Source organism: Streptomyces anulatus (genome assembly GCF_014650675.1).
GTDB lineage: Bacteria > Actinomycetota > Actinomycetes > Streptomycetales > Streptomycetaceae > Streptomyces > Streptomyces anulatus.
On sequence record NZ_BMVK01000008.1, the window covers coordinates 164,933 to 188,336 of the forward strand.

A 23,404-nucleotide genomic window follows, 5' to 3' on the forward strand; every position below is an offset into this window, starting at 1 on the left:
CGGGTCAGAAGACCAGGACCCCCCGGGCCACCCGCCCGTGGTGCGCGTCGTCGGCCGCCTTGGCGAAGTCCTCCACCGGGTACGTCTCGGTGACCAGTTCGTCCAGCAGCAGTCGGCCCTCCCGGTAGAGGTCCGCGTACAGGGCGATGTCGCGCTGCGGCCGCGAGGAGCCGTAGCGGCAGCCGAGGATCGACTTGTCCAGGTACATCGAGGAGACCAGGAACGACGCCTCGGCGCTCGCCGCCGGTACGCCCAGCAGCACGGCCTGCCCGTGCCGGTCGAGCAGGTCGATCGCCTGGCGGATCAGCTCGGTGCGGCCGACGCACTCGAAGGCGTGGTCGGCCCCGTCGGGCAGGATGTCGCGCACGCCCTCCGCGCTCGTCAGGAAGTGCGTGGCGCCGAACTGCCGGGCCACCGCCTCCTTCGCCGGGTTGCTGTCGACGGCGACGACGGTGAGCGCCCCGGCCAGCCGGGCCCCCTGGAGCACGTTGAGGCCGATGCCGCCGGTGCCGATGACCACGACGGTGTCGCCCAGGCCGACCTTCGCCCGGTTGAGGACGGCCCCGACACCGGTCAGGACCCCGCAGCCGATCAGGGCGGCCGAGGTGAGGGGCAGGTCGTCCGGGATCTTCACGGCCTGGACGGCCCGCACCACCGTGCGTTCGGCGAAAGCGGAGTTGGAGGCGAACTGGAACAGCGGCTTCCCGCCCCGCGAGAACGGGCGCCCCGGACGCCCGATGGCCTTCCGGCACATGGTCGGCCTCCCCCGGTCGCACTGGGCGCAGGCCCCGCAGTTGGCGAGGGTGGAGAGCGCCACGTGGTCACCGGGCTTCACGTGGCCGACGCCGGGCCCGACGGCCTCGACGACGCCCGCGCCCTCATGACCGAGCACGACGGGGACCGGGAAGGGGATCGTGCCGTCGATCACCGACAGATCGCTGTGGCAGAGTCCGGCGGCGGCGACCGCCACCAGCACCTCCCCGGGGCCCGGGTCCCGTATCTCCAGGTCGTCCACGACCTCGGTCCGTGTGCCGTCGAAGACGACGCCTCTCATCTCGGCTCCCTCGGTAGGCCGAGCACCCGCTCGGCGATGATGTTCCGCTGGATCTCGTCGGAGCCGCCGTAGATGGTGTCGGCCCGACTGAAGAGGAACAGGTGCTGTGCGCTGTCGAGTTCGTACGGCCGCCGCTGCGACCAGGGCTCGGGTCCGACGGCCCCCGCCTCGCCCGTGACCTGCACGGCCAGTTCGCCGAGCCGCTGGTGCCAGCCGCCCCACAGCAGCTTCGCCACGCTGGGCGCGCCCGGGTCGCCGGTGGATCCGAGGGTGCGCAGGGCGTGCCGGCGCATGGTGTCCAGCTCCGCCCACTGCCGGACGAGCCGGGCCCTGATGACCGGGTCCTCGGCGGCCCCGCTCGCCACGGCGGCGGCGACCACCTGGTCCAACTCCCGGGCGAACCCGATCTGCTGGGCCAGGGTGGACACCCCGCGCTCCAGGGCGAGGAGGCCCATGGCGACCTGCCAGCCGTTGCCCTCGCCCCCGACGACCTCGGCGGCCCGCGCCCCGTCGAGGAAGACCTCGTTGAACTCGCTGGTCCCGGTCAGCTGCCGGATCGGCCGCACCTCGATCCGGCCCGGCTGGTCCATCTCCACCAGCAGGAACGACAGCCCGTGGTGGCGGGTGGAGCCGGGGTCGGTGCGGGCGAGGACGAAGCACCAGTCGGCGTCCAGGGCGAGCGAGGTCCAGATCTTCTGCCCGGTCACGACGTACCCGCCCGCCCCGTCCGGCACGGCGGCGGTCCGCACCCCGGCGAGGTCGGAGCCCGCGCCCGGTTCGCTGTACCCCTGGCACCACAGCGTCTCGCCCCGGGCGACGGGGGGCAGATGGCGCTGCTTCTGCTCCTCGGTGCCGTACGTGATCAGGGTCGGGGCGAGAAGGTTCTCCCCGATGTGGCCCATCCGGGCGGGGGCTCCGGAGCGGGCGTACTCCTCGGCCCAGACGACCTGCTGGGTGAGGGTGGCGCGGCGGTTGCCGTAACTCTCCCCGTCCGCGCCGGGCCAGCCGATCCCGATCCACCCGGCGTGCCCGAGCTCGCGTTCCCACGCGCGGGGGTCGGGGGCGGGGATGTCGGCGAGCCGGCCCTCCAGCCAGGTGCGCGCCTCGGTACGAAAGTCCATGTCTGCCTCCTGTTCCTGGGGGCTCCGCCCCCAGACCCCCGCTCCTCGATCGCCGGAGGGGCTGAGTGTGCGGACCGGTCCGCATCTCCAGCCCGTCCGGCGTTTGAGGACCGGGGTCCGGGGCAGCGCCCCGGGAGCTCCGCCCCCGCTCCTCGATCGCCGGAGGGGCTTGAATCGCGGCCGGCATTTTCAGCCCCTCCGGCGATTGAGGAGCGGGGGGTAGGGGGCGGAGCCCCCTAAGGCCGTCACTGGTTCGGCCGGTCGCCCGACTTCGCCGCCGCCGCCATCTCCTCCAGCCGCGCCAGCATCGGCATCGGGTCCACCCCCACCGTCCCGGGCAGGAAGTCCGCGATCCGTTCCGGGGTCCAGGGGCCCTCCCCGTACGCCGCCCGCACCTCCCTCGGCTGGGCCCAGACCGCGATCTTCGGGCCCGCGATCGTGTACACCTGCCCGGTGATCCGCTCCGCCCGCGCCCGCTCGCTGAGCAGGTAGACCACCAGCGCCGCCACGTCCTCCGGCTCCCCGATCTCCTTCAGCTCCATCGGCACCCCGGCCGACATCCGGGTCCGGGCGACCGGCGCGACCGCGTTCGCCGTGACGCCGTACTTGTGCAGGCCCAGCGCCGCGCTGCGCACCAGCGAGATGATCCCGCCCTTCGCCGCGCTGTAGTTGGCCTGGGAGACGCTGCCCTGGTGGTTGCCGCTGGTGAAGCCGATCAGCGTGCCCCCGCCCTCCTGCTTCCGCATCACCGCCGACGCGGCCCGGAAGACCGTGAACGTGCCCTTGAGGTGCGTGGCGAGGACCGGGTCCCACTCCTCCTCCGACATGTTGAACAGCATCCGCTCACGGAGGATCCCGGCCACGCAGACCACCCCGTCGAGCCGGCCGTACTCCGCCAGCGCGGTGTCCACGATGCGCTGGCCTCCCGCCATCGTGGAGATGTCGTCGGCGACCGCGACCGCCTCGCCGCCCGCCGCCTCGATCTCCTTGACGACGGACCGGGCGATCTCGCTGGTCGGTTCGGAGCCCTCGACGGAGACGCCGTAGTCGTTGACGACGACCCGCGCCCCCTCCGCCGCCGCGGCGAGCGCGACCGCCCGCCCGATGCCCCGGCCGGCCCCTGTCACGGCGACCACCCTGCCTGCCAAGAAGTTCCCCATGCCCGGCCCCTTCCCGCGGTTTCTGACGGACCGTTAGATTTTACGGGCAGTCAGATGCTCCGGCACAAGACCCAGGAGGTCCCCATGTCCCTGCCGGCCGAGTTCCACGAGATCGCGAAGCGCGTGAACAACTGGGGCCGCTGGGGCGAGGCCGACGAGACCGGGACGCTCAACCTGATCACCGACGCCGTCGTGCGCGAGGCCGTCGCCACCGTCCGCACCGGCCGCCGGATACCGCTCGCCCTGCCGCTCCAGCAGGACGGGGTGCAGAGCGGGCTCATCCCGGGCCGGATCAATCCGCTGCACACGATGGTCCAGATCAACCAGGAGATCTTCGGCCCCGACACGGTCGCCACCAGCGACGACGCCGTCACGATGGGGCTCCAGGCCTCCACCCACTGGGACGCCCTGACCCATGTCTCGCACAGCGGGAAGATCTACAACGGCCGCCCCGCGGACACGATCACCGCCCACGGCGGGGCCCGGTTCTCCTCGATCGCCACCGTGGAGCACCTCCTCTCGCGCGGGGTGCTGCTGGACGTGGCCCGCGCCCGGGGGGTGGACCGGCTGCCCGGCGACCACGCCGTGACGCCGGAGGACCTGGCCGAGGCGGAGGACTTCGGGGGCGTACGCGTACGGGCCGGGGACATCGTGCTCGTACGGACCGGGCAGGTGCGCCTCGCGCTGGCCGGGGACCGGCAGGCGTACGGCTATCCGTCGCCGGGGCTCTCGGTGCGCACGCCCGAGTGGTTCCACGCCCGGGATGTCGCGGCGGTCGCCAACGACACCCTGACCTTCGAGATCTTCCCGCCGGAGATCGAGGACCTGTGGATGCCGGTGCATGCGCTGCACCTGGTCGAGATGGGCATGCTCCAGGGCCAGAACTGGAACCTGGAGGCGCTGTCCGAGGCCTGCGCGGAGGAGGGCCGGCACGCCTTTCTGCTCACCGCGTCGCCGGAGCCGTTCGCCGGGGCCACCGGCTCGCCGGTCGCCCCGGTAGCGGTCCTGTGAACGGCCTCCCCGAGGGGGAAGGGGCCGGGCTCAGGCCAGGTTGGTGAAGAGGCAGGAGGGCGGTTCGCACGGCTCGCCGCCCTGGCCGACGACCGAGGGCGGCTCCGACAGCCGCACCGGGCCGCCCCGGTCGACCTCGCACCAGATCTGCTTCCCGGCGCCCTCCGGCAGCCAGCCCCAGCGGTCCGCGAGGCCGTCCACCAGCTCCAGGCCCCGGCCGCCCGTGTCGTCGCCCTCCGCGTGCCGCTGGAGCGGCGGGCAGTCGCTGGCGTCCGCGACCTCGACCCGGACGGTCCCGGCCGCGCCGGACACCCCGGTCCCGCCGAACAGCATCCGCAGCACGGCGGGACAGCCCGTGTGGACGACGGCGTTGGTGACCAGCTCCGAGATCAGCAGGATGAGCGTCTCGGCGAGCGGCTCGTCATCCCCTATCCCGGAACCGACCAGACGCGACCGCGCCCACCTACGGGCCCGCCCCACCTCCGCGGGATCCGGACCGACCTCCAACTGAACCTGAAGCACCTGCACCGCTCACACCATCCGAACCGGCGGACACATCGCCTCGCGCCTCCTCAGGGTCACGGAACGTGATTCCCTTACGCGACAGCATGGTTGACGTACAGTCACCGCAACAAGCGCTTCGGGCATATTCCAGCGCGAAGGAGTACGCGTGGTGCATACTGTGCGACGCACGCTGCGGGGAGTCGAACAGGAGCGCGCAGAGACCGCGAGAAACGCTCTTCGGGCAGGCCCGGCACATCTCCGGCGAGAGCCCTCACCCCGGACCGGAGCCGCCGCACAGGCCGCCCCCGGATCGCCCGGTTCCAGAACCACTCGCATCCCACGGAGCGTACCCGAGCCGGACACCGACTCCACCCGGTGACGAATCACGCAAAGGACACAAGCCGGTATCGGCACCGCCCGGCTGCTCTGCGTCACCCTCCGCCCCCTGCTTCCGGGGCTCCCCGGCCGGACGCCGCCGAGCTGCCGGGATACCGCCGCGCGGCCCCCAGACCGGCGGCCAGAAGCTCCTCCGCCGCAGCCCCGCCGAGCCGGGCCGCCGACCGGAGCCAGGCCCGTTTGAGGTGGAGGTGAACATCTGCCTCCCAGGTGAAACCCATCCCGCCGTGGATCTGGAGGCAGTCGCGCGCATTGCGTACGGCCGCCTCGTCGGCGAGCAGTTTCGCCGCCGCGATCTCCACCGGGTCGCCGGTCACGGCGGCCGCGTACACGGCGGCGCGGGCCGGTTCGGTGCGGGCGAGCATGTCGGCGCAGAGATGTTTGACCGCCTGGAACGATCCGATGGGCGATCCGAACTGCTCGCGGTCCCCGGCGTGTTGAACGGCCGTCTCGGTGGTCCGGGCGGCGCTGCCGAGCTGCTCGGCGGCGGTGAGCAGCGCCCCTTCGAAGCGGATCCGCTCCGCGTGCGCCGTAGTGCGCTCCGTAGCCGCCCGCGCACCCTCCGGTCCCGATACCGCCCGCACACCCGTATCCGCCCCCGTCCGGTGCAGCGGGGTGAGCGGGTCCATCGACCGTACGGGCCGGGCGGCGGCGACGAAGGCGCGCAGCGGCTCTCCGGCGAGGGCGTCGGCGCCCACCAGCACCGCGTCCGCCTCCGCCAGGTGGGCCACCGGCAGGTCCCCGTCCACGGCGGTCACCACCGCCTCGCCCTCGGCGGCCCCCTTCACCAGGCCCGCCGCCAGGTGGGTGGCGACCAGCGGGCCCGGCAGCAGCGCCCGGCCCGCCTCCTCGAAGAGCAGCACCGCCTCGGGCAGCCCGAGGCCCACCCCGCCCGACTCCTCCGGCAGCCGGAGCGCGAAGAAGCCGGCCGCGCCCAGCTCCCGCCAGAGCGAACGGTCCAGGGTCCCTCCCCGCTCCACCGCCGCCCGCATCCGGTCCCGGTCGAACACCGCGTCGAGCAGGTCGCGCATACCGGACCGCAGGGCCCGCTGGTCGTCCGAGAGCTGGAAGTCCACGGTGGCCTCAGCGCCCCTTCGGCAGGCCGAGGATGCGCTCGGCGACGATGTTCCGCTGGATCTGGGAGGTGCCCGCGGCGATCGTGTACGCGAGGGACGAGAGCCGGTCCAGGACCCATTCCCGTTCGACGTCGAACGCGTCGGCCCCCAGCACCTCCGCCGCCGCCTCGTACAGCTCCTGGCGGGCCCCGGAGTAGCGCAGCTTGAAGACGGAGCCGCCGATGCCGGGAACCCCGCCGGTCCGCTCGGACTCGCCGACGTTCCACTGGGTGAGCCGCCACAGGGCCCGGAACTCGGCGTTGAGCCTGCCGAGGCGCCGGCGCAGCACCGGGTCGTCCCACCGCCCGTTGCGCCGGGCCTCGTCGGCGAGGGCGTCCAGGGTGCGGCGGCAGGCGACGACCTCGCCGACGAAGGCCGTGCCGCGTTCGAAGGAGAGGGTGACCATGGTGACCCGCCAGCCGTCGTTCTCGGCCCCGACCCGGTTGCGTACCGGCACCCGGACCTCGTCGAGGAACATCTCCGCGAACTCCGTGGACCCGGCCAGGGTGCGCAGCGGCCGGACCGTGATGCCGGGGGCGTCCATCGGCAGCGCGAGCCAGGTGATCCCCCGGTGCTTCGGCGCGTCCGCATCCGTCCGCACCAGCAGCTCGCACCAGTCGGCGACCTCGGCGTGCGAGGTCCAGATCTTGGCTCCGCTGATCACGTAGGCGTCGCCGTCGCGCACGGCCCGGGTGCGCAGGGCGGCCAGGTCGGAGCCCGCGTCCGGCTCGCTGAACCCCTGGCACCAGACCTCGTCGCCGCGCAGCACCGGGGGCAGCCAGCGGGCCCGCTGCTCGGCCGTGCCCTCGGCGGCGACGGTCGGCCCGGCGTGCAGCAGGCCGACGAAGTTCGCCCCGACGTAGGGGGCGCCGGCCTTCTCCGTCTCCTCCAGGTAGATCAGGTGCTGGGTCGGGGTGGCGCCCCGCCCGCCCGCGTCCACCGGCCAGTGCAGGCCCGCGTACCCGGCGTCGTACAGCATCCGCTGCCAGGTGGTGTCGTACGCCCGGCGCGCGGGCCAGTCGTCGGGCGAGGGCTTCGGGGGAAGACCGGGGAGCACGCCGGCCAGCCACTCCCGCAGCCGCCGCCGGAACTCCTCCTCGGCCTCCGAGTACGCGAGATCCACGGTTCCGCCGCCTACTTGTCGAGGTCCAGGCCGAGCATCCGGATCGCGTTACCGCGCATCAGTTTGTAGACGGTCTCCTCGTCCAGTCCCTTGACGTGGTCGAGGGCGACCTCCTTGGTGTGCGGGAAGGTCGAGTCCACGTGCGGGTAGTCGGTCTCGAAGGTGGCGTTGTCGCGGCCGACGACGTCCAGCGCGGAGATGCCGTGCTTGTCGCGGAAGAAGCAGCAGAACATCTGCCGGTAGTAGTACGTGGACGGCGGCTCGGGGATCAGATCGCGCACCCCGCCCCAGGCCCGGTGCTCCTCCCAGACGTCGTCGGCGCGCTCCAGGGCGTACGGGATCCACCCCATCTGGCCCTCGCTGTAAGCCAGTTTGAGCGTCGGGAACTTCACCAGGACCCCGCTGAAGAGGAAGTCCATCATCGAGGCCATGGCGTTGTTGAAGGAGAGCGAGGCCTGTACGGCGGGCGGCGCGTCCGGGGAGGCGGCGGGCATCTGGGAGCTGGAGCCGATGTGCATGTTGACGACCGTGCCGGTCTCCTGGCAGACGGCGAAGAACGGGTCCCAGTAGCCGGTGTGGATGGACGGGAGGCCGAGGTACGTGGGGATCTCGGAGAAGGTGACCGCGCGCACGCCCCGGGCCGCGTTGCGGCGGATCTCGGCGACGGCGAGGTCGATGTCCCAGAGCGGGATGATGCAGAGCGGGATCAGCCGGCCGCCGCTGTCGCCGCACCACTCCTCGACCATCCAGTCGTTGTAGGCGCGCACACAGGCGAGGGCGACCTCCTTGTCGTGCGCCTCGGCGAAGGTCTGCCCGCAGAAGCGCGGGAAGGTCGGGAAGCAGAGGGAGGCCTCGACGTGGTTGAGGTCCATGTCCTTGAGGCGTTCGGCGGGGTCCCAGCAGCCGGGCCGCATCTCGGCGCGGGTGATGCCCTCCAGGGTCATGTCGTCGCGGTCGAAGCCGACGGCGGCGATGTTCCGCTTGTACGGGAACTTCAGGTCCTCGTAGATCCACCAGTCGGTGGGCGGCCCGTCCGGGTCCATCGTGATGACGTACTTCCCGCCCGTGTACGCCAGCTCCCCGATGCCCGCGGTGAGCGGCTGGGGGCCGCGCTCGCGGTACTTCGCCGGCAGCCAGGTGGAGAAGAGGTGCGCGGGCTCGATCACATGGTCGTCGACGCTGACGATCCGAGGCAGTTCCGTCATGGTGTCGTCCCCTCCGGCGCACCCGGCGAGGTCCCGGGCGCGGGCATTTTCTGATGACCCGTCAGATGCGCTTGCGGCACTCAGGCTAGCCCCGCACCCCTGGACCGACAAGGCGCGGAGCCCTACGCTCTCCGCATTATCTGACTGACCGTCAGTTCGGAGGGACCGCTGTGACCGCCGTGAACGACGTGACCGCATCCGCCCACGCCCTGGGCGCCTCCCGCACCTTCTGGGAGCTGATCGAACGCCGCGCCGCCCTCACCCCCGACCGCCCGGTCCTGCTCCAGGAGGACCGGAGCCTGACCTTCGGCGAGCTGAGGGACCGCGCCGAGCGGGTCGCCGCCGGGCTGTACGGGATGGGCGTGCGGGCGGGCAGCGTGGTGGCCTGGCAGCTGCCGACCAGGCTGGAGACGGCCCTGCTCTCCTTCGCTCTGACCCGGCTCGGGGCCGTGCAGAGCCCGGTCATCCCGTTCTACCGGGACCGCGAGGTGCGGTTCGCGCTGCGGGAGTCGGGGGCCGCGTTCTTCGCCGTGCCCGGCGTCCGGCGCGGCTTCGACCACACGGCCATGGCCGAGAGGATCGCCGCGGAACTCGACGACCCGCCGCAGATCTTCGAGGCGTACGACGTCCTCCCCGACGGCGACCCGGCGGTCCTGCCGCCCCCGCCGGAACCGGCCTCGGGCGAGGAGGTCCGCTGGATCTACTGGACCTCCGGCACCACCTCCGACCCCAAGGGCGTCCTGCACACCGACCGCTCCCTGATCGCCGGCGGCTCCTGCCTCGCCCACGCCCTGAAGCTTCTCCCGGACGACGTGGGCTCGATGGCGTTCCCGTACGCCCATGTCGCCGGGCCCGACTACACGGTGATGCTGCTGCTGTACGGGTTCCCCGCGGTGATGTTCGAGCAGTTCGCGCTGCCGGACGCGCTGGCGGAGTACCGGCGGCACGGAGTGACCGTGGCCGGCGGCTCGACGGCGTTCTACGCCATGTTCCTGGCCGAGCAGCGCAGGGCCCCGGACCGGCCGCTCATCCCGACCCTCCGTCTGCTGGCGGGCGGCGGGGCGCCGAAGCCGCCGGAGGTCTACCACGCGGTGGTGCGGGAGATGGGGGTCCAGCTCACCCACGGCTACGGCATGACCGAGGTCCCGATGATCACCATGGGCGCCCCGGACGACACGACGGAGAACCTGGCCCTGACCGAGGGGCGGCCCCCGGAGGGCATGGAGATCCGGATCACCGACGAGCACGGCGAGCCCCTCCCGTACGGCAGTGAGGGCGAGGTGCGGCTGCGCGGGGAGGCGGTCTGCCGGGGGTATCTGGACGCCGGGGCCTCCGCCGCCGCGTTCGACGCCGAAGGGTTCCTGATCACCGGGGACCTGGGGCGGCTCCGGGAGAGCGGACACCTCACGCTCACCGGGCGGCTGAAGGACATCATCATCCGCAAGGGCGAGAACATCTCCGCCAAGGAGATCGAGGACCTGCTCCACACGCACCCCGCCGTCGCCGACGCCGCGGTCATCGGGCTCCCCGACGCCGAACGCGGCGAACGCGTCTGCGCGGTGGTGGAACAGCCGCCCGGCGCCCCGCCCCTGACCCTGGCCGGGCTCTCCGCCCATCTGCGGGAAGCGGGCCTGTCCGTCCACAAGGTGCCCGAGCAGCTGGAGGTCCTGGACGCGCTGCCCCGCAACGAGACGCTCCGCAAGGTGCTCAAGTACCGGCTGCGGGAACGGTTCGGCGGGTGAGGCGGGTACCGGCCGGGTGAGGCGGCGTCACGGGGGGGGCGGCAGGCGTTACGGGGGCGGCGCGCCGTCCCCGTAACGCCCGGGTTTGCTACGCGTCGGGCTCGATCACCGTGAAGTACACGGCGAACGCCGCCACCACATCGCTCTCCGCCACCAGCCCGTCCCGGTCCGTGTCCAGGCTCTGGGCGGCGATGCTCGCGATCTCGGCACTGGCCCCGAGGACCCGGAGCGCCCGCTCCACGTCCGCCACCGCCGCCCTGCCGTCGTTCCCGCTGTCCGCGACCGCGATGGTCGCCCGCAGGAACGGCCGGGCGATCTCGGCGAACCGCCCGGGATTGTCCCGGAGCCGCTTCACCGCCCCGCCCACGAACTCCTCACGGGTGACCCGCTGGTCCCCGTCCACATCGGCGATCCCCGCCATGCCCTGCCAGAAGGCCTCGGCACCGGTGTAGAGCGCCTGGCCCTTGTCGCAGCGGGCCGTCGTACCGAACTCGGTGAGCAGACGGGCCGCTGCGGCGTTGAAATCGGCACGATCGATATAGCCGTTGCCGTCCTGGTCGAAGGCGGCGAAGCGGTGCGCGATCTTTCGCTCGTACTCTGCGCTGTCCATGCGGGGAGCGTACGACGCCCGGAGCGCTCACGTGTCACCGAGCAGCGCCTCCTGTGTGACAACCTCGCATCGGAGGCAGCCGCTTCAGGCGCTGAGCGGCCTGCACTCCTCGTCGGTCGCGGACCGCGCGTCCGGGTAGACGTCGAACAGACGGCGCACCCCGAGCGCCCCGAGCACCTTGTTGACGTGCGAACCGTCCTCCGCGCCCCGGGCCGGGAGAATCAGCCGCAGCCGGCCGCCGCAGGACTTCATCAGCCGGCGCGAGGCGATCAGCACACCGACGCCGCTGGAGTCGCAGAAGAACACCTCGGACAGATCGAGCACCACGTCGTGCTGCCCCTCCGCCACCGCCTCGTGCACGGACTGGCGCACGACGGGTGAGGTCACCAGATCGAGTTCGCCGCTCATGCGCAGCACCGTCCAGGAGCCCTGCTCCGCCTCGTCCACCTTCAGCGTCACGCGACTGGACCTCTCGTTCCGGGGCTCCCGGCAATCCGGAAGTTTCCGTTCCTCCTCGCGGCTGCCCAACCGCACCCCCATGAAACACCGACGCGCCGACCGACGCCCAGGAGATTTCCGATGGAAAGGAGCACTTCGGACCGTTTCCGCTGCTCAGGGGGGCCGGGGAGGCACTCGGGCCGAAAATCGACTACCGTCGTCGGCCACGCGCCGCAGGAAGAGAGTTGCCGCAAAGGCGCGTGCGCCGCACGCCCGGCGGACTACATTCGGTCCTCACGGGCACAGGATGGATCACGGAGCCGGGGGACAGGGCCGGGGGCTGGGGGGTTCATGGCGAAGGAGACGGCACCCCGCTGGGACCGCAGGATGCAGCAGAGGCTGGCCCGCGGCGAGGCGGCGGCGCTCGGCGAGCTCTACGACCGGTTCGCGGCGCTCGTCCACAGCCAGGCGCACCGGATGCTCGACGACGAGGACGCCGCCGACCTGGTGACCCGCGAGGTCTTCGCCCAGGTCTGGGAGAACCCCGAGGCGTACGACCCGAAGCAGGGCTCGATGCGCTCCTGGGTGGCCCGCCTCACCCACCGCCAGTCCGTCCAGCGACTGCGCCGCACGGCGGCCTCCTCGTACGCGGCGGAGCACGGCGAGGGCGCGACGCCCGACCCGGAGGAGCTGGAGCGGCGGGTGCGCAGCGCCACGGCCGCCGCCCGCGCCGACTACATCGTCTCCTCGATGCCCGCACCGCTGCGGCAGGCCCTGGAGCTGGCGTACATCCACCGCCGGGACTACCGGCAGACCGCCGCCGACCTCGGAGTCACCGAGGACGAGGCGCGCCGCCGGCTCCGGCTGGGCCTCCAACTGCTCTCCACGGCGAACGCCCGCCCGCTCGAAGGGGCCTCGCCACCCGGTTACGGACGGGCCCGGTGAGCGGCGACGGACGCGAGAGCGAGGGAGGCGAGGAGGAGGTGCGCGGCGCCCGCCGGATACCGGGCCCGCGCGGGGCGGCGGACGACCTCGACCTGGAGTCCGTGCCGCTGCCTCCGCTGCCGCCGCCCGGATCGGCCGCCCCCGCCGGGTCCGTACCGGAACAGTCCCTACCGGAACAGTCCGTACCGGAGCCGCCCGAGGCCCCGGAGGCGCTCATGACCTCCGTCCCGGACCTTCCCCACCGGGTCCTCAAGGCCCTTCTCGGCGCCTGGGCCCTGTCCGCCTGTTCGGCGGAGGAGACCGCCGCCGTGGAGGAGCACCTCACCTCGTGCGCCCCGTGCGCGGACGAGGCGCTGCGGCTGCGGGACGCGGTGGGGCTGCTGCACACCGACGGCTCCCTGGATCTCGACCCGACGCTGCGGTCCCGGGTGATGGACGGCTGCCTGGGCCGCCGCCCGGCCCGGATCCCGGTGCCGGAGTGGGCCGCCCCGTACGACGCCGAGACCGCCCGGCTCGACGCGCTGCTCCGCGACATCGGGGACTCCGAATGGCACGCGCCGGTGCGCCTGCAGTGGTTCGAGGAGGAGCGCGAGGTCAGCCGCAGGACCACGGTCGCCGGCGTGATCGGCCACCTGATGGCGGTCGACGGGCTGCTGTCCGCCGCGCTCGGCCTCGACGACCCGCTCGGCGGCGGCGAGGCGCCGCTGGACCCCACCGAGCGCACCGAGCGGTACTGGTCCTCGACGCACCGGCCGCCCACCCGGGCCGTCCGCGAACCCTGGCGGGCCCAGAGCCACGAGCTGATCCGTACGGCGTCCTTCGCCGGACGGAACGTCGCCGAGGCCTCCGTCTCCTACGGGGCCTTCGCCCTGCCGCTCCAGGACGCGCTGCTGGACCGCGCCTTCGAGTGCTGGGTGCACGGCGGGGACATCGCCGACGCCGTCGACTACCCGTACGAGGCCCCGTCGGCGGCCCATCTGCACCGGATGATCGACCTGGCGGCCCGGCTGCTTCCGGCCGCCGTGGCGGGGCGCCGCCGCTCCGGACTGGCCGGACCGGCGAAGGACCTCGTCACGGCCGGTGCGCCGGGCCGCTCGGTCCATCTGGAGATCGAGGGCCACGGCGGGGGCGACTGGTACATCGCGCTGGACTCGCCCGCCGCCGTCGGGTCGCCCGAGCGCGCGGTGGCGCAGGTGGCCCTGGACGGGGTCGAGTTCTGCCGGCTCGCCGCGGGTCACATCTCACCGGTGGAAGCGGCGGCGGGCCAGGAGGGCGACCGCGAGGCCATCCGCGACGTGCTGTTCGCGGCGGCCTCGCTCAGCCGGCTGTAGGGCCTGCCCGCCTGCCGGGAGACGCCGGGTCGAGGGACGGCCCTTACGCGAAGATCACCGTACGGCGGCCGTTGAGCAGGATGCGCCGCTCCGCGTGCCACTTCACCGCGCGCGCCAGGGCCTGGCACTCCACGTCCCGGCCGATGGCGACCAGCTGGTCCGGCGTCACGTCGTGACCGACGCGCTCGACCTCCTGCTCGATGATCGGGCCCTCGTCGAGGTCGGCGGTGACGTAGTGCGCGGTCGCGCCGATCAGCTTCACCCCGCGCGCGTGCGCCTGGTGGTAGGGCTTGGCGCCCTTGAAGCTCGGCAGGAACGAGTGGTGGATGTTGATGATCCGGCCGCTCAGCTGCTTGCACAGGTCGTCGGAGAGGACCTGCATGTAGCGGGCCAGGACGACCAGCTCGACGTCCTCCTCGCGGACCAGCTCCAGCAGTCGCGCCTCGGCCTCCGCCTTGTTGTCCTTCGTGACCGGGAGGTGCCGGAAGGGGATGCCGTACGAGGCGACGAGCTCGGCGAAGTCCGTGTGGTTGGAGACGACGGCCGCGATCTCGACCGGCAGCGCCCCGGTACGGGAGCGGAACAGCAGATCGTTGAGGCAGTGGCCGAACCTGCTGACCATCAGCACGATCCGCATGCGCTCCGCGGGCCGGTGGATCTGCCACTCCATCCGGAAGGCCTCCCCGATCGCGGCGAAGCTGGCGCGCAGCTTGTCCACCGTCACGGTGGCGTCGGCCGAGAAGTGGACGCGCATGAAGAACAGGCCCGTGTCGTGGTCCCCGAACTGCTGACTGTCCTCGATGTTGCAGCCGGTCATGAAGAGATAGCTCGACACGGCGTGCACGATGCCCTGTTTGTCGGGGCAGGAGAGCGTGAGGACGTACTGCTCGGTCGCGGCGGCGTCCGAGGCGGCGGAAGGGGCGGGCTGCGGCGCGGTCATCCCCGTAGGGTGCCACACCCGCCCGACGTCAGGCCGTTCTGGTCATGATGCGGATGACGTCCAGCGAGCGCGGCGGTATGTCCGGATCCTCCGCGTCGTTGGTGGCGAGCATCACATGGGCCTCGCGGGCCGCGTGGACGGCCTCGGGCCAGCCGTGGTGCTCCAGATAGGCGGAGACGGGGGCGTCCGCGCCGACCTGGTGCATGATCCGCAGCACCCGCAGGGCTGCGGCGTCCACGGCGGCGGCCTCGGCGGAGTCCCTGAATATGGTGCCGACGTACTTCTCGGCGGACCAGTTGTCGAGCCAGGTGTCCTCGACCAGGCGGTACACGGCGTCGGTGACGTCCCCGTACCCTTCCCGGCCGGCGAGCCAGCACTCGTGGTGGAAGGCGGGGTCGGAGAGCATGTGCAGCGCCGAGCGCACGTTGGTGCGCCAGCGCCACCACGGCATGTCAGTGAGCGGCATGCCGCCCATGGTGGAGGAGCGACGGCCGCGACGGGAAGAGTTCTCCGAACCTTGCTGCACGGTCGTCGATCGTACGTTCCTTCACCGCATCCCCGCACGGGCCCCCGTAATTCACCTGGAGGTCACCGTGCGTTGAGAACAGCACACCGCGCCGTTACCCGGGGCCCGGAAGGGTCCAGACCCATGACCGGACGGCGACGCCCCACCTTTCCCCGCCCCTTCCCGGGCGTCATCAGCGCGGCGGCGGCGGGGGCGGTGCTGCTGTCCGGCTGCGGTGTGCTCCCTGGGGCCTCGGGGGGGTCCAGGGAGCCCGTCACCGTGATGACCTGGGCGCCCGACCGGTCGGAGGACATCAACGCGGTGAAGATGGCCGGGGTGCCCGCGATGGCGCAGACGTACGCCCGCTGGGTCAACGACACCGGCGGCATCGACGGGCGCGAGCTGAAGGTGATCGTCTGCGACGAGTCCGACACCGCGCTCGGCGCCGAGCGGTGCGCGCGGGAGGCCGTCGAGAAGAAGGTGGCCGCCGTCGTCGGCTCGTACAGCCGCCACGGCCAGAGCTTCATGCCGGCGCTGGAGGCGGGCGGCGTCCCGTACATCGGCGGCTACGGCGCCTCCACCGAGGAGTTCAGCAGCTATCTCTCGTACCCCGTCAACGGCGGCCAGCCGGCGCTGCTGGCCGGTCACGGACGGCAGTTGGGCCGCAGTTGCGAGCGGGTCTCGCTGGTGCGGCCCGACTCGATCGGCGGCGACGGCATGCCGCCGCTCCTGAACAACGGGCTGATGGCCGCCAACCGGCCCGCCTCCACCGACATCCTGGCCCCGCTGGACGCCACGTCCTACGACGAGCAGGCCACGCAGGCGCTGGAGCGGTCGGACGGCGGCTGTGTGACGGCGGTGCTCGGCACCCGTACGGAGACGTTCTTCGACTCCTTCCGCCGCCTGGAGCCGGACGGGGAGCAGGTCAGGATCTCCTCCGTGCTGGGCAGCGTCAGCCAGCCGCTCATCGACCGCACGGGCGGCCCGAACAGCCCCTTCGAGGGGGCCTACGTCACCGGCTGGTACCCGGACGCGAGGAACGCGCGTTGGAAGGAGATGCGCGAGGTGATCGGGAAGTACGCCTTCGGGGACAACCGCATCGACCCGGACGACACCGCCGTGCAGACGACGTGGATCGCGTACACGGCGCTGCGGGCGGCCGTCCGGGCGATCGATGACGAGGAGGTCACATCGGGCCGGGTCGTGGCCGCCCTCAACGGGGGCGTCGAGGTCGACACCGGCGGCCTGACCCCGACGCTCCGCTGGCGCTTCAAGGACCTGGTCGGCACGTTGAGCTACCCGCGCATCGTCAACACGAAGGTGACGTTCCAGGTGGTCCGCGAGGGCCGTCTCACCGCCCAGAAGAAGGGCTTCGTGGACGTCTCGGACGTCCTGACGGACGCCCCGCGCAGCTGAGGCCTTTCGTTCGGGTCGGGCCGGGGCCGGGTCTCAGAGCTCGGTGAACCCGTGCTTGGTCAGGCCGTACTTCGCCGCGATCTCGTTCCAGAGCTTGGACGCCTCGCGCTTGGCCTGGGTGGCCACCCCGCTCTGCTGGTTGGCCTTGGCCGTCTCGCTCGTCGACCGGGCCTGGCCGCCCTTGCAGACGGACTTGTTCTTCTTGGCCTGCCGCGCCCAGGTCGCGTAGTGCTCGTCGGCCGCCGCCGAGGCCTTCCACGCCCGGTTCAGCGAGGCGGTCAGCTCCGCGTTCTGCGGGAGCTTGTCCACGGTCAGCGCTTCGAGCCGGGTCACCAGGTCGCGGCGCTGCTGGGCGGCGCCCTTGAGGTCGGTGTTCGCCCGGTCCAGTTCCTTGCAGGACTTGATCTTCTCGACCGCGCTGATCACCGCGGCCCGGCTGTTGTTGCTGTCGGCCAGCAGCTTGTCCAGCGCCTCGGCCTGCGGCTTCGCCGGGTCGGGCGCCGCCTTCGCGGTGGGCTCCGTGGCCGGTGAACTCTGCGCGGCGACCGGCTGCTTGTCGTCCTCGCCGGAATCGTCGCTACCGCTCAGCAGCGCGCCCGCGCCGAGTCCGATGACGGCGCATCCCACGACGACCGCCGCGATCAGCGGAACATGCGCGGACCGCCGGCGCGGGGCGTCGCCGCTCTGCTGCGGGACCGGCCCGTCCTGCTCCGCACGGCCCTGGAAGCCCTGGAGACCGGACTGGTGGCCCCCGGGCGCCTGCGGCGGCAACTGGCCGCCCCGGGGCTGCTGCTGGGGCTGCTGGGGCTGCTGCTGGTACGGGGACGGGGGCTGCTGCTGGTACGGCGGCGGGGACTGCTGACCCGCGTCGAACTGCGGCATCTGCTGGGTGGCGCCCGACGGCTGCTCCGTACGGAACAGGTTGTCGAACTCCGCGGGCGGCTGCCGGTCCCCCGGCGCACCCGGCCTGATCCCGTACGGGGCCCCTCCGGGCACCGGGGGTATGAGCTGGGTCGCGTCGGCGTCCCCGCCGCCCTGCGGGGGCCCCACGGGGCCGGGGCCGCCCGGGACGGGCGCGATGTACTGCGTGGCGTCCGCGTCCCCGCCGGGCGCACCCTGACCGCTCTGGCCGCTCCGGCCGGCCGGTCCGGCCTCCGGCGGCAGCGGCTGTGCGTACGGCTGGGGCTGCGGCGGCTGGGACTGCGGCGGCTGCTGGTGTTGCTGCTGCTGGGGGTACTGCGGCTGGTACGCACCGGGCTGCTGGGGCTGGTGCTGCGGCGGCTGTGGCGGCTGCTGGTAGGAGCCGGGCTGCTGCGGCTGCGGCTGGTAGGAGCCGGGCTGCTGCTGAGGCTGCTGGTACGCCCCGGGCTGCTGAGGCTGCTGGTACGCACCGGGCTGTTGGTACACGTCCGGGCCGGGCGACTGCTGCGCGGGCGGCAGGGGCTGCGCCGGCGGGTAGCCGTAGCCCCCCTGCGGCTGCTCCTGCGGTCCCGGCGGCCCCCACTGCTGACCCCACGGCTGACCGCCCGCGGGCACCGCCTGCTCGCCCTGCTGCCCGCCCTGCCCGGCCCCGGGCGCCCCGGGGGTCCAGGGGGCTCCGCCGTCGGCAGGCAGCACGACACCCTCGTGCGCGGGTCGTGCGGCGGGGAGCTCGTGCTCGCCGCCCTGTCCGCTCTGCGTCACCAGGACTCCTACGTGTGAACCTACGGAACCGTCGGCTCACGCTATCGGGTGGTCACCCGCCTCCGCCAAGCGCGTGGTGCCCCTCACGACCCCTTCACAGGGCCGGTAACATCCCGCCGCCCCGCGACGCTGTTAACGGCCGGACCGCCACGAACACGGCCCGGACCGCATCGGCGACCACCTGTCCTCAGGCCGCCTGGAGCTCCAGCCGCTCCCCGAACTCCCGCACCGCGGGCTCCTCGCCGTAGGGCGTGAGCCGCTGCTGGAGATCGTCGAGATATTCGGCTCCCCGGCTGGAGCGCACCGTCGACAGCAGCTCCATCGCCCGGGTGCCCGTCTGGCACGCCCGCTCCACCTCCCGCTGCTGCACCTGGGCCGAGGCCAGCAGCACCAGCGCGATGCCCCGGCGCCGGGCCCGGGTCTCCGGCAGCGCGGCCAGCGCCTCCTTGGCCCGCTTGGCCGCCTGGTCCGGCTGCCCCAGGTCCCGGTGGCAGTGGGCCAGTTCGTCCGCGAGGTAGCCCGCGTCGAAATGCGCGATCCAGACCGGGTCGTCGCCGGACTCCGGGCCGGCCTGCTCCAGCGCGGCGACCGCCCGCCCCGCCACCGCGTGGCAGGTCCTGGCGTCCCCGAGCAGCGCGTGCCCCCGGGCCTCCGCCGCGTAGAACATCGCCTGGGCGCGGGGGGTGACCTGCCCCCGGGCCCCTTCCTGCGCGGCGCGGGCCAGTTGGGCGATCTCGCGGGGGTTGCCGAGCTGGGCGGCGAGATGGCTCATCGACGCGGCGAGCACATAGCCGCCGTACGCCCGGTCGCCCGCCGCCTGCGCGAGCCGCAGGGCCTGGATGTAGTAGCGCTGGGCGAGGCCGGGCTGGCCGGTGTCGACCGCCATGTAGCCGCCGAGCTCGGCGAGCCGGGCCACCGCGCCGAACAACTGCCGCCCCACCTGTTCGCGGTACGCCCCCGAAAGCAGCCCTGAGACCACACTGTTGAGGTAGTGCACGAGCACCGGCCGCACATGGCCGCTGCCGAAGCGGTGGTCGAGGTCGGTCAGCGCGGCGGTCATCGCCCGCACCGCCTCGACGTCGGACATCCCGACCCGGGCTCCCGCCGTCCGCTCGACGTGCGCGTCCGGGCCCGAGATCAGCCAGTCCCGGCTGGGCTCGACCAGCGCGGACGCGGCGACCGCCGACCCGGTGAGCAGGTCGCGGCGGCCCACGTCGCTGCGCCACAGCTCGCAGACCTGCTCGACGGCCCCGGCGACGGTCGGCGCGTACTGGAGGCCGACGCCGGAGGCCAGGTTCTTGCCGTTGGCCATGCCGATCTCGTCGATCGTGACCGTACGGCCGAGCTTGCGGCCGAGCGCCTCGGCGATGATCCCCGGGGCCCGGCCCCGGGGCTGCTGTCCCCGCAGCCAACGGGCCACGGAGGTCTTGTCGTAGCGCAGATCGAGACCCCGCTCGGCCCCGACCATGTTCACGCGGCGTGCGAGGCCCGCGTTGGAACAGGCGGCTTCCTGGATGAGCGTCTGGAGCCGTTCGTTGGGCTGGCGGGCTACGAGAGGCCTTGCAGCCATATGTCCCCCTGAAACATCGGTTATGTGCAGTGATCGGTGGAAGGGATCACTGCCCGTCACATACACAAGAAATGCGCATATTCCATCGGCATTCGGTACGGGCATGGCGCGTTGCACCGTCACGGAGGTCCGGGAGCGGCCCTGGGCGGCGGTCCTGGAGGTGGTTACCCGCCCTTCGGTGCGACGCCTCACGCGCGCCCCCGCTCGTGCACCGATGCGCCCCGCGTGCAGGATCGATGCGCCGGGCCCCGGTTCAGGGGAGGCCGTAACCCCAGGTGACGGCGGGAGTTGTGCTGGGCGTGGAAGAGCCCATCGGAGTCACGGAAGCCGCACAGGTCCCTCAGCAGCGGGGCGAGCACCTGCTCGACGCCGCCGTGCGATATGCGGAAGAGCGTCATTGGGACGTGTTCCCCGGCACCTGGCTGGAGGCGGTGGGCGGCGGGGAGCGGTGTTCGTGCGGCGACGCCGGCTGCGCCCTGCCCGGGGCGCACGCGGACCGGCCCGACTGGGCGGGCCAGGCGACCGGCAGCGGGGCCGCCGCCCGGCGCATGTGGACCAGGCAGCCCCGTGCCTCGGTGCTGCTGCCGACCGGCCGGACCTTCGACGCGCTGGAGGTCCCGGAGTCCGCGGGGTTCCTGGCGCTGGCCCGGATGGAGCGGATGGACCTGACGCTGGGCCCGGTCACCTGCACGCCCGACCGCCGGATGCTGTTCTTCGTGCTGCCGGGCGCCGCCGCCAAGGCTTCCGAGCTGGTGCGCGGGCTCGGCTGGAACGCCGAGGCGATCGACCTGACCGGCCGCGGCGAGGGTCACTACGTCGCCGCCCCGCCCACCCGCGTCGGCGCCCGTGGGGCCGTGCAGTGGGCCCGGAAGCCCACCCATGCCAACCGGTGGCTGCCCGATGTGGACGAGCTGATCAGCCCGCTGGCGTACGCCTGCGCACGGGAGGCGGCCGACGCCCGTACCCGCGTTTCGTAGAGCGCCCGGACGGTTGTCCCCCCGGCTCCGGTCAGGCCTTTCGTAGGGTGGTCCCCATCTATGGGGATATCGAAAGGCTGTGCCATGCCGGACCGGGCAGATGCACGTACGAAGACAGGCGTGGAGACGGACGCGGCGGCGGGCGGTGCGCGGGAGGCGCGGCCCGCCGTCCGCGTACAGGGGCTGTGGAAGCGGTTCGGGGATCAGGTCGCCGTCGCGGGGATCGATCTGGAGCTGCCCGCGGGGAAGTTCGTCGGCCTGGTGGGGCCCAACGGGGCGGGCAAGACGACGACGCTCTCGATGGTCACCGGGCTGCTGCGGCCCGACATGGGGAAGATCGAGGTCGCGGGCCACGACGTGTGGACGGATCCGGTCGAGGTGAAGTCCCGGATCGGGGTGCTGCCGGAGGGGCTGCGGCTGTTCGAGCGGCTCTCGGGGCGTGAACTGCTCGCCTACAACGGGCGGTTGCGCGGCCTGCCGGGGGACGAGGTGGACAAGCGGGCCACCCAGTTGCTGGACGTGCTGGATCTCGCGGGCTCGCAGCACAAGCTGGTCGTGGACTACTCGACCGGTATGCGGAAGAAGATCGGGCTCGCGGCGGCCCTGCTCCACAACCCCGAAGTGCTCTTCCTGGACGAACCGTTCGAGGGCGTCGACCCGGTCTCGGCGCAGACCATCCGGGGGGTGCTGGAGCGCTACACCCGGTCCGGGGCGACCGTGGTCTTCTCCAGTCATGTGATGGAGCTGGTCGAGTCGTTGTGCGACTGGGTCGCGGTGATGGCGGCGGGCCGGATCAAGGCGCAGGGCACGCTGGCCGAGGTGCGCGGCGACGCCCCCTCGTTGCAGAACGCCTTCCTCGAACTGGTCGGCGCGGGCGGCCGGGACGCCGGCGACTCCCTCGACTGGCTGGGCGGCTCCCGATGAGCGTGCTGGACGCCCCGGTCACCTCGGCCGCCCCGGCGGCGCCGACGACGGGGCTGACCCCGATCTTCGTCTCGCTGAAGCTGACGCTGCTGCGCAACGGGCTGCGGCAGTCCTCCGGGCGCAGGGCGGTGTTCGTCGTCTCCCTGGTCTTCACCCTGCTGCTCGCCGCGGCCCAGGTGCTCGGCCTGGTCCTGCTGCGCGGCAACGAGCACGCCGGCACCGTCGTGGTGCTGCTGACGGGTGTCGTGGCGCTCGGCTGGGCGGTGCTGCCGCTGTTCTTCCCCAGTGGTGACGACACCCTCGACCCGACCCGGCTGGTGATGCTTCCGCTGCGGCCCGAGCCGCTGATCCGGGCCCTGCTGGTGTCCTCGATGATCGGCATCGGCCCGCTGTTCACCCTGTGTCTCGTGGTCGGTTCGGTCCTCGCGCTGGCGCACGGGGCGGCGGGGATCGTGTTCGCGGTGCTCGCGGTCCCGCTGACGATGCTGCTCTGCGTGGCCCTGTCCCGGGCGGTGACCACGGCCAACGTCCGGCTGCTGAACTCCCGTAAGGGCCGCGACCTCGCGGTGCTCAGCGGGCTGGTCATCGCGGTGGGCATCCAGTTCGTCAACTTCGGTGCCCAGCGGCTCGGTCAGGCGGGCGGGCTCTCCACGCTGGACCCGGCGGCGGACGTGGTGCGCTGGCTGCCCGGCGCCTCCGCCGTGGCGTCGGTGGACGCGGCCTCGGACGGTTCGTACGGGGTCGCCGTCGCCCAGCTGCTGATCACGGTGGCGGCCCTGGCGGCGCTGATGTGGATGTGGCAGCGGAGCATGGTGAGGCTGATGACCTCGCCGGACGGTTCGACCCTGGCGGCGGCCGAGCCGGCCCGTGAGGAGTCCGGCCGGGGCCGTCTGTCGGCGCTGCTGCCGGAGGGCCGCACCGCGACGGTGATGCAGCGCAGCCTGCGGTACGTGGCCCGGGACCCGAAGACCAAGGCGGCCTGGGTGACGGCGCTCGCGGTCGGGGCGATCGTGCCGCTGCTCAACGCGGTCCAGGGCACCGGCTCGGTCTACTTCGCGTGCTTCGCCGCCGGGATGCTCGGCATGCAGATGTACAACCAGTTCGGCCAGGACACCTCGGCGTTCTGGATGGTGGCGCTGACGATCTCCTCGCCCCGGGACGCGTACGTCGAACTGCGGGCGCGGGCGTTCGTCCTGCTGCTGCTCACCCTGCCGTTCACGCTGATCGTCTGTGCGGTGACGGCGGCGGTGATCGGCGACTGGCAGGCGCTGCCGGGGGCGCTCGGCCTGTCGTTCGCACTGCTGGGCTCGATGCTGGCGACGGGGGCGGTGGCCTCGGCGCTGTTCCCGTACTCGATTCCGCAGGAGGGCGCGTTCAAGAACGTGGTGCCGGGGCAGGGCGGTCTGGCCTGGATCTCGATCCTCGGCGGCATGCTGGCCGCCGCGCTGCTGGCCGCGCCGGTGATCGTGCCGACCATCTGGATGCACGTCACGGACCGCCACGACGCGCTGTGGCTCCTGGTGCCGGGCGGGCTCGCGTACGGGGCGCTCGTCGGGTGGGCGGGGCTGCGGATCGCCGCGCGGCGCACGGCGGCCCGGCTGCCGGAGATCCTGGCGGCGGTCAGCAAGGGCTGA

Annotated in this window: 21 protein-coding genes; 8 read left to right on the forward strand and 13 right to left on the reverse strand. The window is 72.8% G+C overall.

Features of this window, described 5'->3' with window-relative positions:
- Positions 1 to 4: 4 nt before the first annotated feature.
- From IE272_RS21460 to IE272_RS21470, 3 genes are all read right to left on the reverse strand, one after another.
- Complete coding sequence (locus tag IE272_RS21460) at positions 5 to 1,054, reverse strand: Zn-dependent alcohol dehydrogenase (RefSeq protein ID WP_057665104.1); 1,050 nt, start codon at positions 1,052 to 1,054, stop codon at positions 5 to 7.
- Positions 1,051 to 2,175 carry an acyl-CoA dehydrogenase family protein gene (locus tag IE272_RS21465; RefSeq protein WP_190007553.1) on the reverse strand — a complete coding sequence of 375 codons (1,125 nt, stop codon included), beginning with the start codon at positions 2,173 to 2,175 and terminating at the stop codon, positions 1,051 to 1,053. The genes IE272_RS21460 and IE272_RS21465 overlap by 4 nt, the downstream gene beginning before the upstream one ends.
- A gap of 245 nt (positions 2,176 to 2,420) precedes the next feature.
- On the reverse strand, positions 2,421 to 3,335 hold the full coding sequence (locus IE272_RS21470) for an SDR family oxidoreductase (protein ID WP_032793007.1): 915 nt from the start codon (positions 3,333 to 3,335) through the stop codon (positions 2,421 to 2,423).
- 84 nt (positions 3,336 to 3,419) lie between these two features.
- Here IE272_RS21470 and IE272_RS21475 point away from each other — a divergent pair, with 84 nt between their 5' ends.
- Positions 3,420 to 4,346 carry a cyclase family protein gene (locus IE272_RS21475; RefSeq protein ID WP_050361281.1) on the forward strand — a complete coding sequence of 309 codons (927 nt, stop codon included), beginning with the start codon at positions 3,420 to 3,422 and terminating at the stop codon, positions 4,344 to 4,346.
- A 30-nt stretch (positions 4,347 to 4,376) separates the two neighbouring features.
- On the opposite strand, the gene IE272_RS21480 is transcribed toward IE272_RS21475, so the two are convergent.
- The 4 genes from IE272_RS21480 to IE272_RS21495 form a co-directional block, all read right to left on the reverse strand.
- On the reverse strand, positions 4,377 to 4,874 hold the full coding sequence (locus tag IE272_RS21480; RefSeq protein ID WP_050361130.1) for an ATP-binding protein: 498 nt from the start codon (positions 4,872 to 4,874) through the stop codon (positions 4,377 to 4,379).
- 407 nt (positions 4,875 to 5,281) lie between these two features.
- Entirely contained in the window at positions 5,282 to 6,322 is a 1,041-nt protein-coding gene (locus IE272_RS21485; protein ID WP_190007554.1) for an acyl-CoA dehydrogenase family protein, read from the reverse strand.
- 7 nt (positions 6,323 to 6,329) lie between these two features.
- Positions 6,330 to 7,484, reverse strand: a complete 1,155-nt coding sequence (locus IE272_RS21490) for an acyl-CoA dehydrogenase family protein (RefSeq protein WP_056701399.1) — start codon at positions 7,482 to 7,484, stop codon at positions 6,330 to 6,332.
- A gap of 11 nt (positions 7,485 to 7,495) precedes the next feature.
- Complete coding sequence (locus IE272_RS21495; RefSeq protein WP_050361134.1) at positions 7,496 to 8,689, reverse strand: amidohydrolase family protein; 1,194 nt, start codon at positions 8,687 to 8,689, stop codon at positions 7,496 to 7,498.
- Positions 8,690 to 8,859: 170 nt separating this feature from the next.
- Here IE272_RS21495 and IE272_RS21500 point away from each other — a divergent pair, with 170 nt between their 5' ends.
- Entirely contained in the window at positions 8,860 to 10,431 is a 1,572-nt protein-coding gene (locus tag IE272_RS21500) for a class I adenylate-forming enzyme family protein (RefSeq protein WP_056701401.1), read from the forward strand.
- 88 nt (positions 10,432 to 10,519) lie between these two features.
- Here IE272_RS21500 and IE272_RS21505 read toward each other — a convergent pair whose 3' ends face one another.
- Together IE272_RS21505 and IE272_RS21510 are read right to left on the reverse strand one after the other, a co-directional pair.
- On the reverse strand, positions 10,520 to 11,041 hold the full coding sequence (locus IE272_RS21505) for an EF-hand domain-containing protein (RefSeq protein WP_007454152.1): 522 nt from the start codon (positions 11,039 to 11,041) through the stop codon (positions 10,520 to 10,522).
- Between the two features lie 84 nt (positions 11,042 to 11,125).
- Positions 11,126 to 11,500 carry an STAS domain-containing protein gene (locus tag IE272_RS21510; protein WP_007454150.1) on the reverse strand — a complete coding sequence of 125 codons (375 nt, stop codon included), beginning with the start codon at positions 11,498 to 11,500 and terminating at the stop codon, positions 11,126 to 11,128.
- Between the two features lie 330 nt (positions 11,501 to 11,830).
- Here IE272_RS21510 and IE272_RS21515 point away from each other — a divergent pair, with 330 nt between their 5' ends.
- Both IE272_RS21515 and IE272_RS21520 read left to right on the forward strand, forming a co-directional pair.
- Positions 11,831 to 12,424, forward strand: coding sequence for an RNA polymerase sigma factor (locus IE272_RS21515; protein WP_050361137.1), 594 nt, complete (start codon positions 11,831 to 11,833; stop codon positions 12,422 to 12,424).
- Entirely contained in the window at positions 12,421 to 13,755 is a 1,335-nt protein-coding gene (locus tag IE272_RS21520; protein ID WP_056701403.1) for a zf-HC2 domain-containing protein, read from the forward strand. Before IE272_RS21515 ends, IE272_RS21520 begins: the two co-directional genes overlap by 4 nt.
- A 43-nt stretch (positions 13,756 to 13,798) precedes the next feature.
- Here the strand turns inward: IE272_RS21520 and purU are convergent, their stop codons facing one another.
- Together purU and IE272_RS21530 are read right to left on the reverse strand one after the other, a co-directional pair.
- The gene (gene purU, locus IE272_RS21525) at positions 13,799 to 14,695 is read right to left on the reverse strand and encodes a formyltetrahydrofolate deformylase (protein ID WP_007454143.1); all 897 of its coding nucleotides are present in this window, start codon (positions 14,693 to 14,695) and stop codon (positions 13,799 to 13,801) included.
- A 28-nt stretch (positions 14,696 to 14,723) separates the two neighbouring features.
- Positions 14,724 to 15,170, reverse strand: coding sequence for an SCO4402 family protein (locus IE272_RS21530; protein ID WP_050361140.1), 447 nt, complete (start codon positions 15,168 to 15,170; stop codon positions 14,724 to 14,726).
- A gap of 174 nt (positions 15,171 to 15,344) precedes the next feature.
- Here IE272_RS21530 and IE272_RS21535 point away from each other — a divergent pair, with 174 nt between their 5' ends.
- Entirely contained in the window at positions 15,345 to 16,616 is a 1,272-nt protein-coding gene (locus tag IE272_RS21535; RefSeq protein ID WP_056701405.1) for an ABC transporter substrate-binding protein, read from the forward strand.
- Between the two features lie 33 nt (positions 16,617 to 16,649).
- On the opposite strand, the gene IE272_RS21540 is transcribed toward IE272_RS21535, so the two are convergent.
- Positions 16,650 to 18,299: a hypothetical protein gene (locus IE272_RS21540; RefSeq protein WP_190007556.1), complete on the reverse strand. Its 1,650-nt coding sequence runs from the start codon at positions 18,297 to 18,299 to the stop codon at positions 16,650 to 16,652.
- Between the two features lie 187 nt (positions 18,300 to 18,486).
- Positions 18,487 to 19,869 carry an NsdA family TPR-like regulatory protein gene (locus tag IE272_RS21545; protein WP_050361143.1) on the reverse strand — a complete coding sequence of 461 codons (1,383 nt, stop codon included), beginning with the start codon at positions 19,867 to 19,869 and terminating at the stop codon, positions 18,487 to 18,489.
- Positions 19,870 to 20,159: 290 nt separating this feature from the next.
- Between IE272_RS21545 and IE272_RS21550 the strand changes: the two genes are divergently transcribed.
- The 3 genes from IE272_RS21550 (at position 20,160) to IE272_RS21560 (ending at position 23,404) form a co-directional block, all read left to right on the forward strand.
- Positions 20,160 to 20,846 carry a bifunctional DNA primase/polymerase gene (locus IE272_RS21550; protein ID WP_050361145.1) on the forward strand — a complete coding sequence of 229 codons (687 nt, stop codon included), beginning with the start codon at positions 20,160 to 20,162 and terminating at the stop codon, positions 20,844 to 20,846.
- 84 nt (positions 20,847 to 20,930) lie between these two features.
- Positions 20,931 to 21,770 (forward strand): ABC transporter ATP-binding protein, encoded by an 840-nt coding sequence (locus IE272_RS21555; protein ID WP_032792998.1) that lies wholly within the window; start codon positions 20,931 to 20,933, stop codon positions 21,768 to 21,770.
- The gene (locus IE272_RS21560) at positions 21,767 to 23,404 is read left to right on the forward strand and encodes a hypothetical protein (protein ID WP_050361146.1); all 1,638 of its coding nucleotides are present in this window, start codon (positions 21,767 to 21,769) and stop codon (positions 23,402 to 23,404) included. Before IE272_RS21555 ends, IE272_RS21560 begins: the two co-directional genes overlap by 4 nt.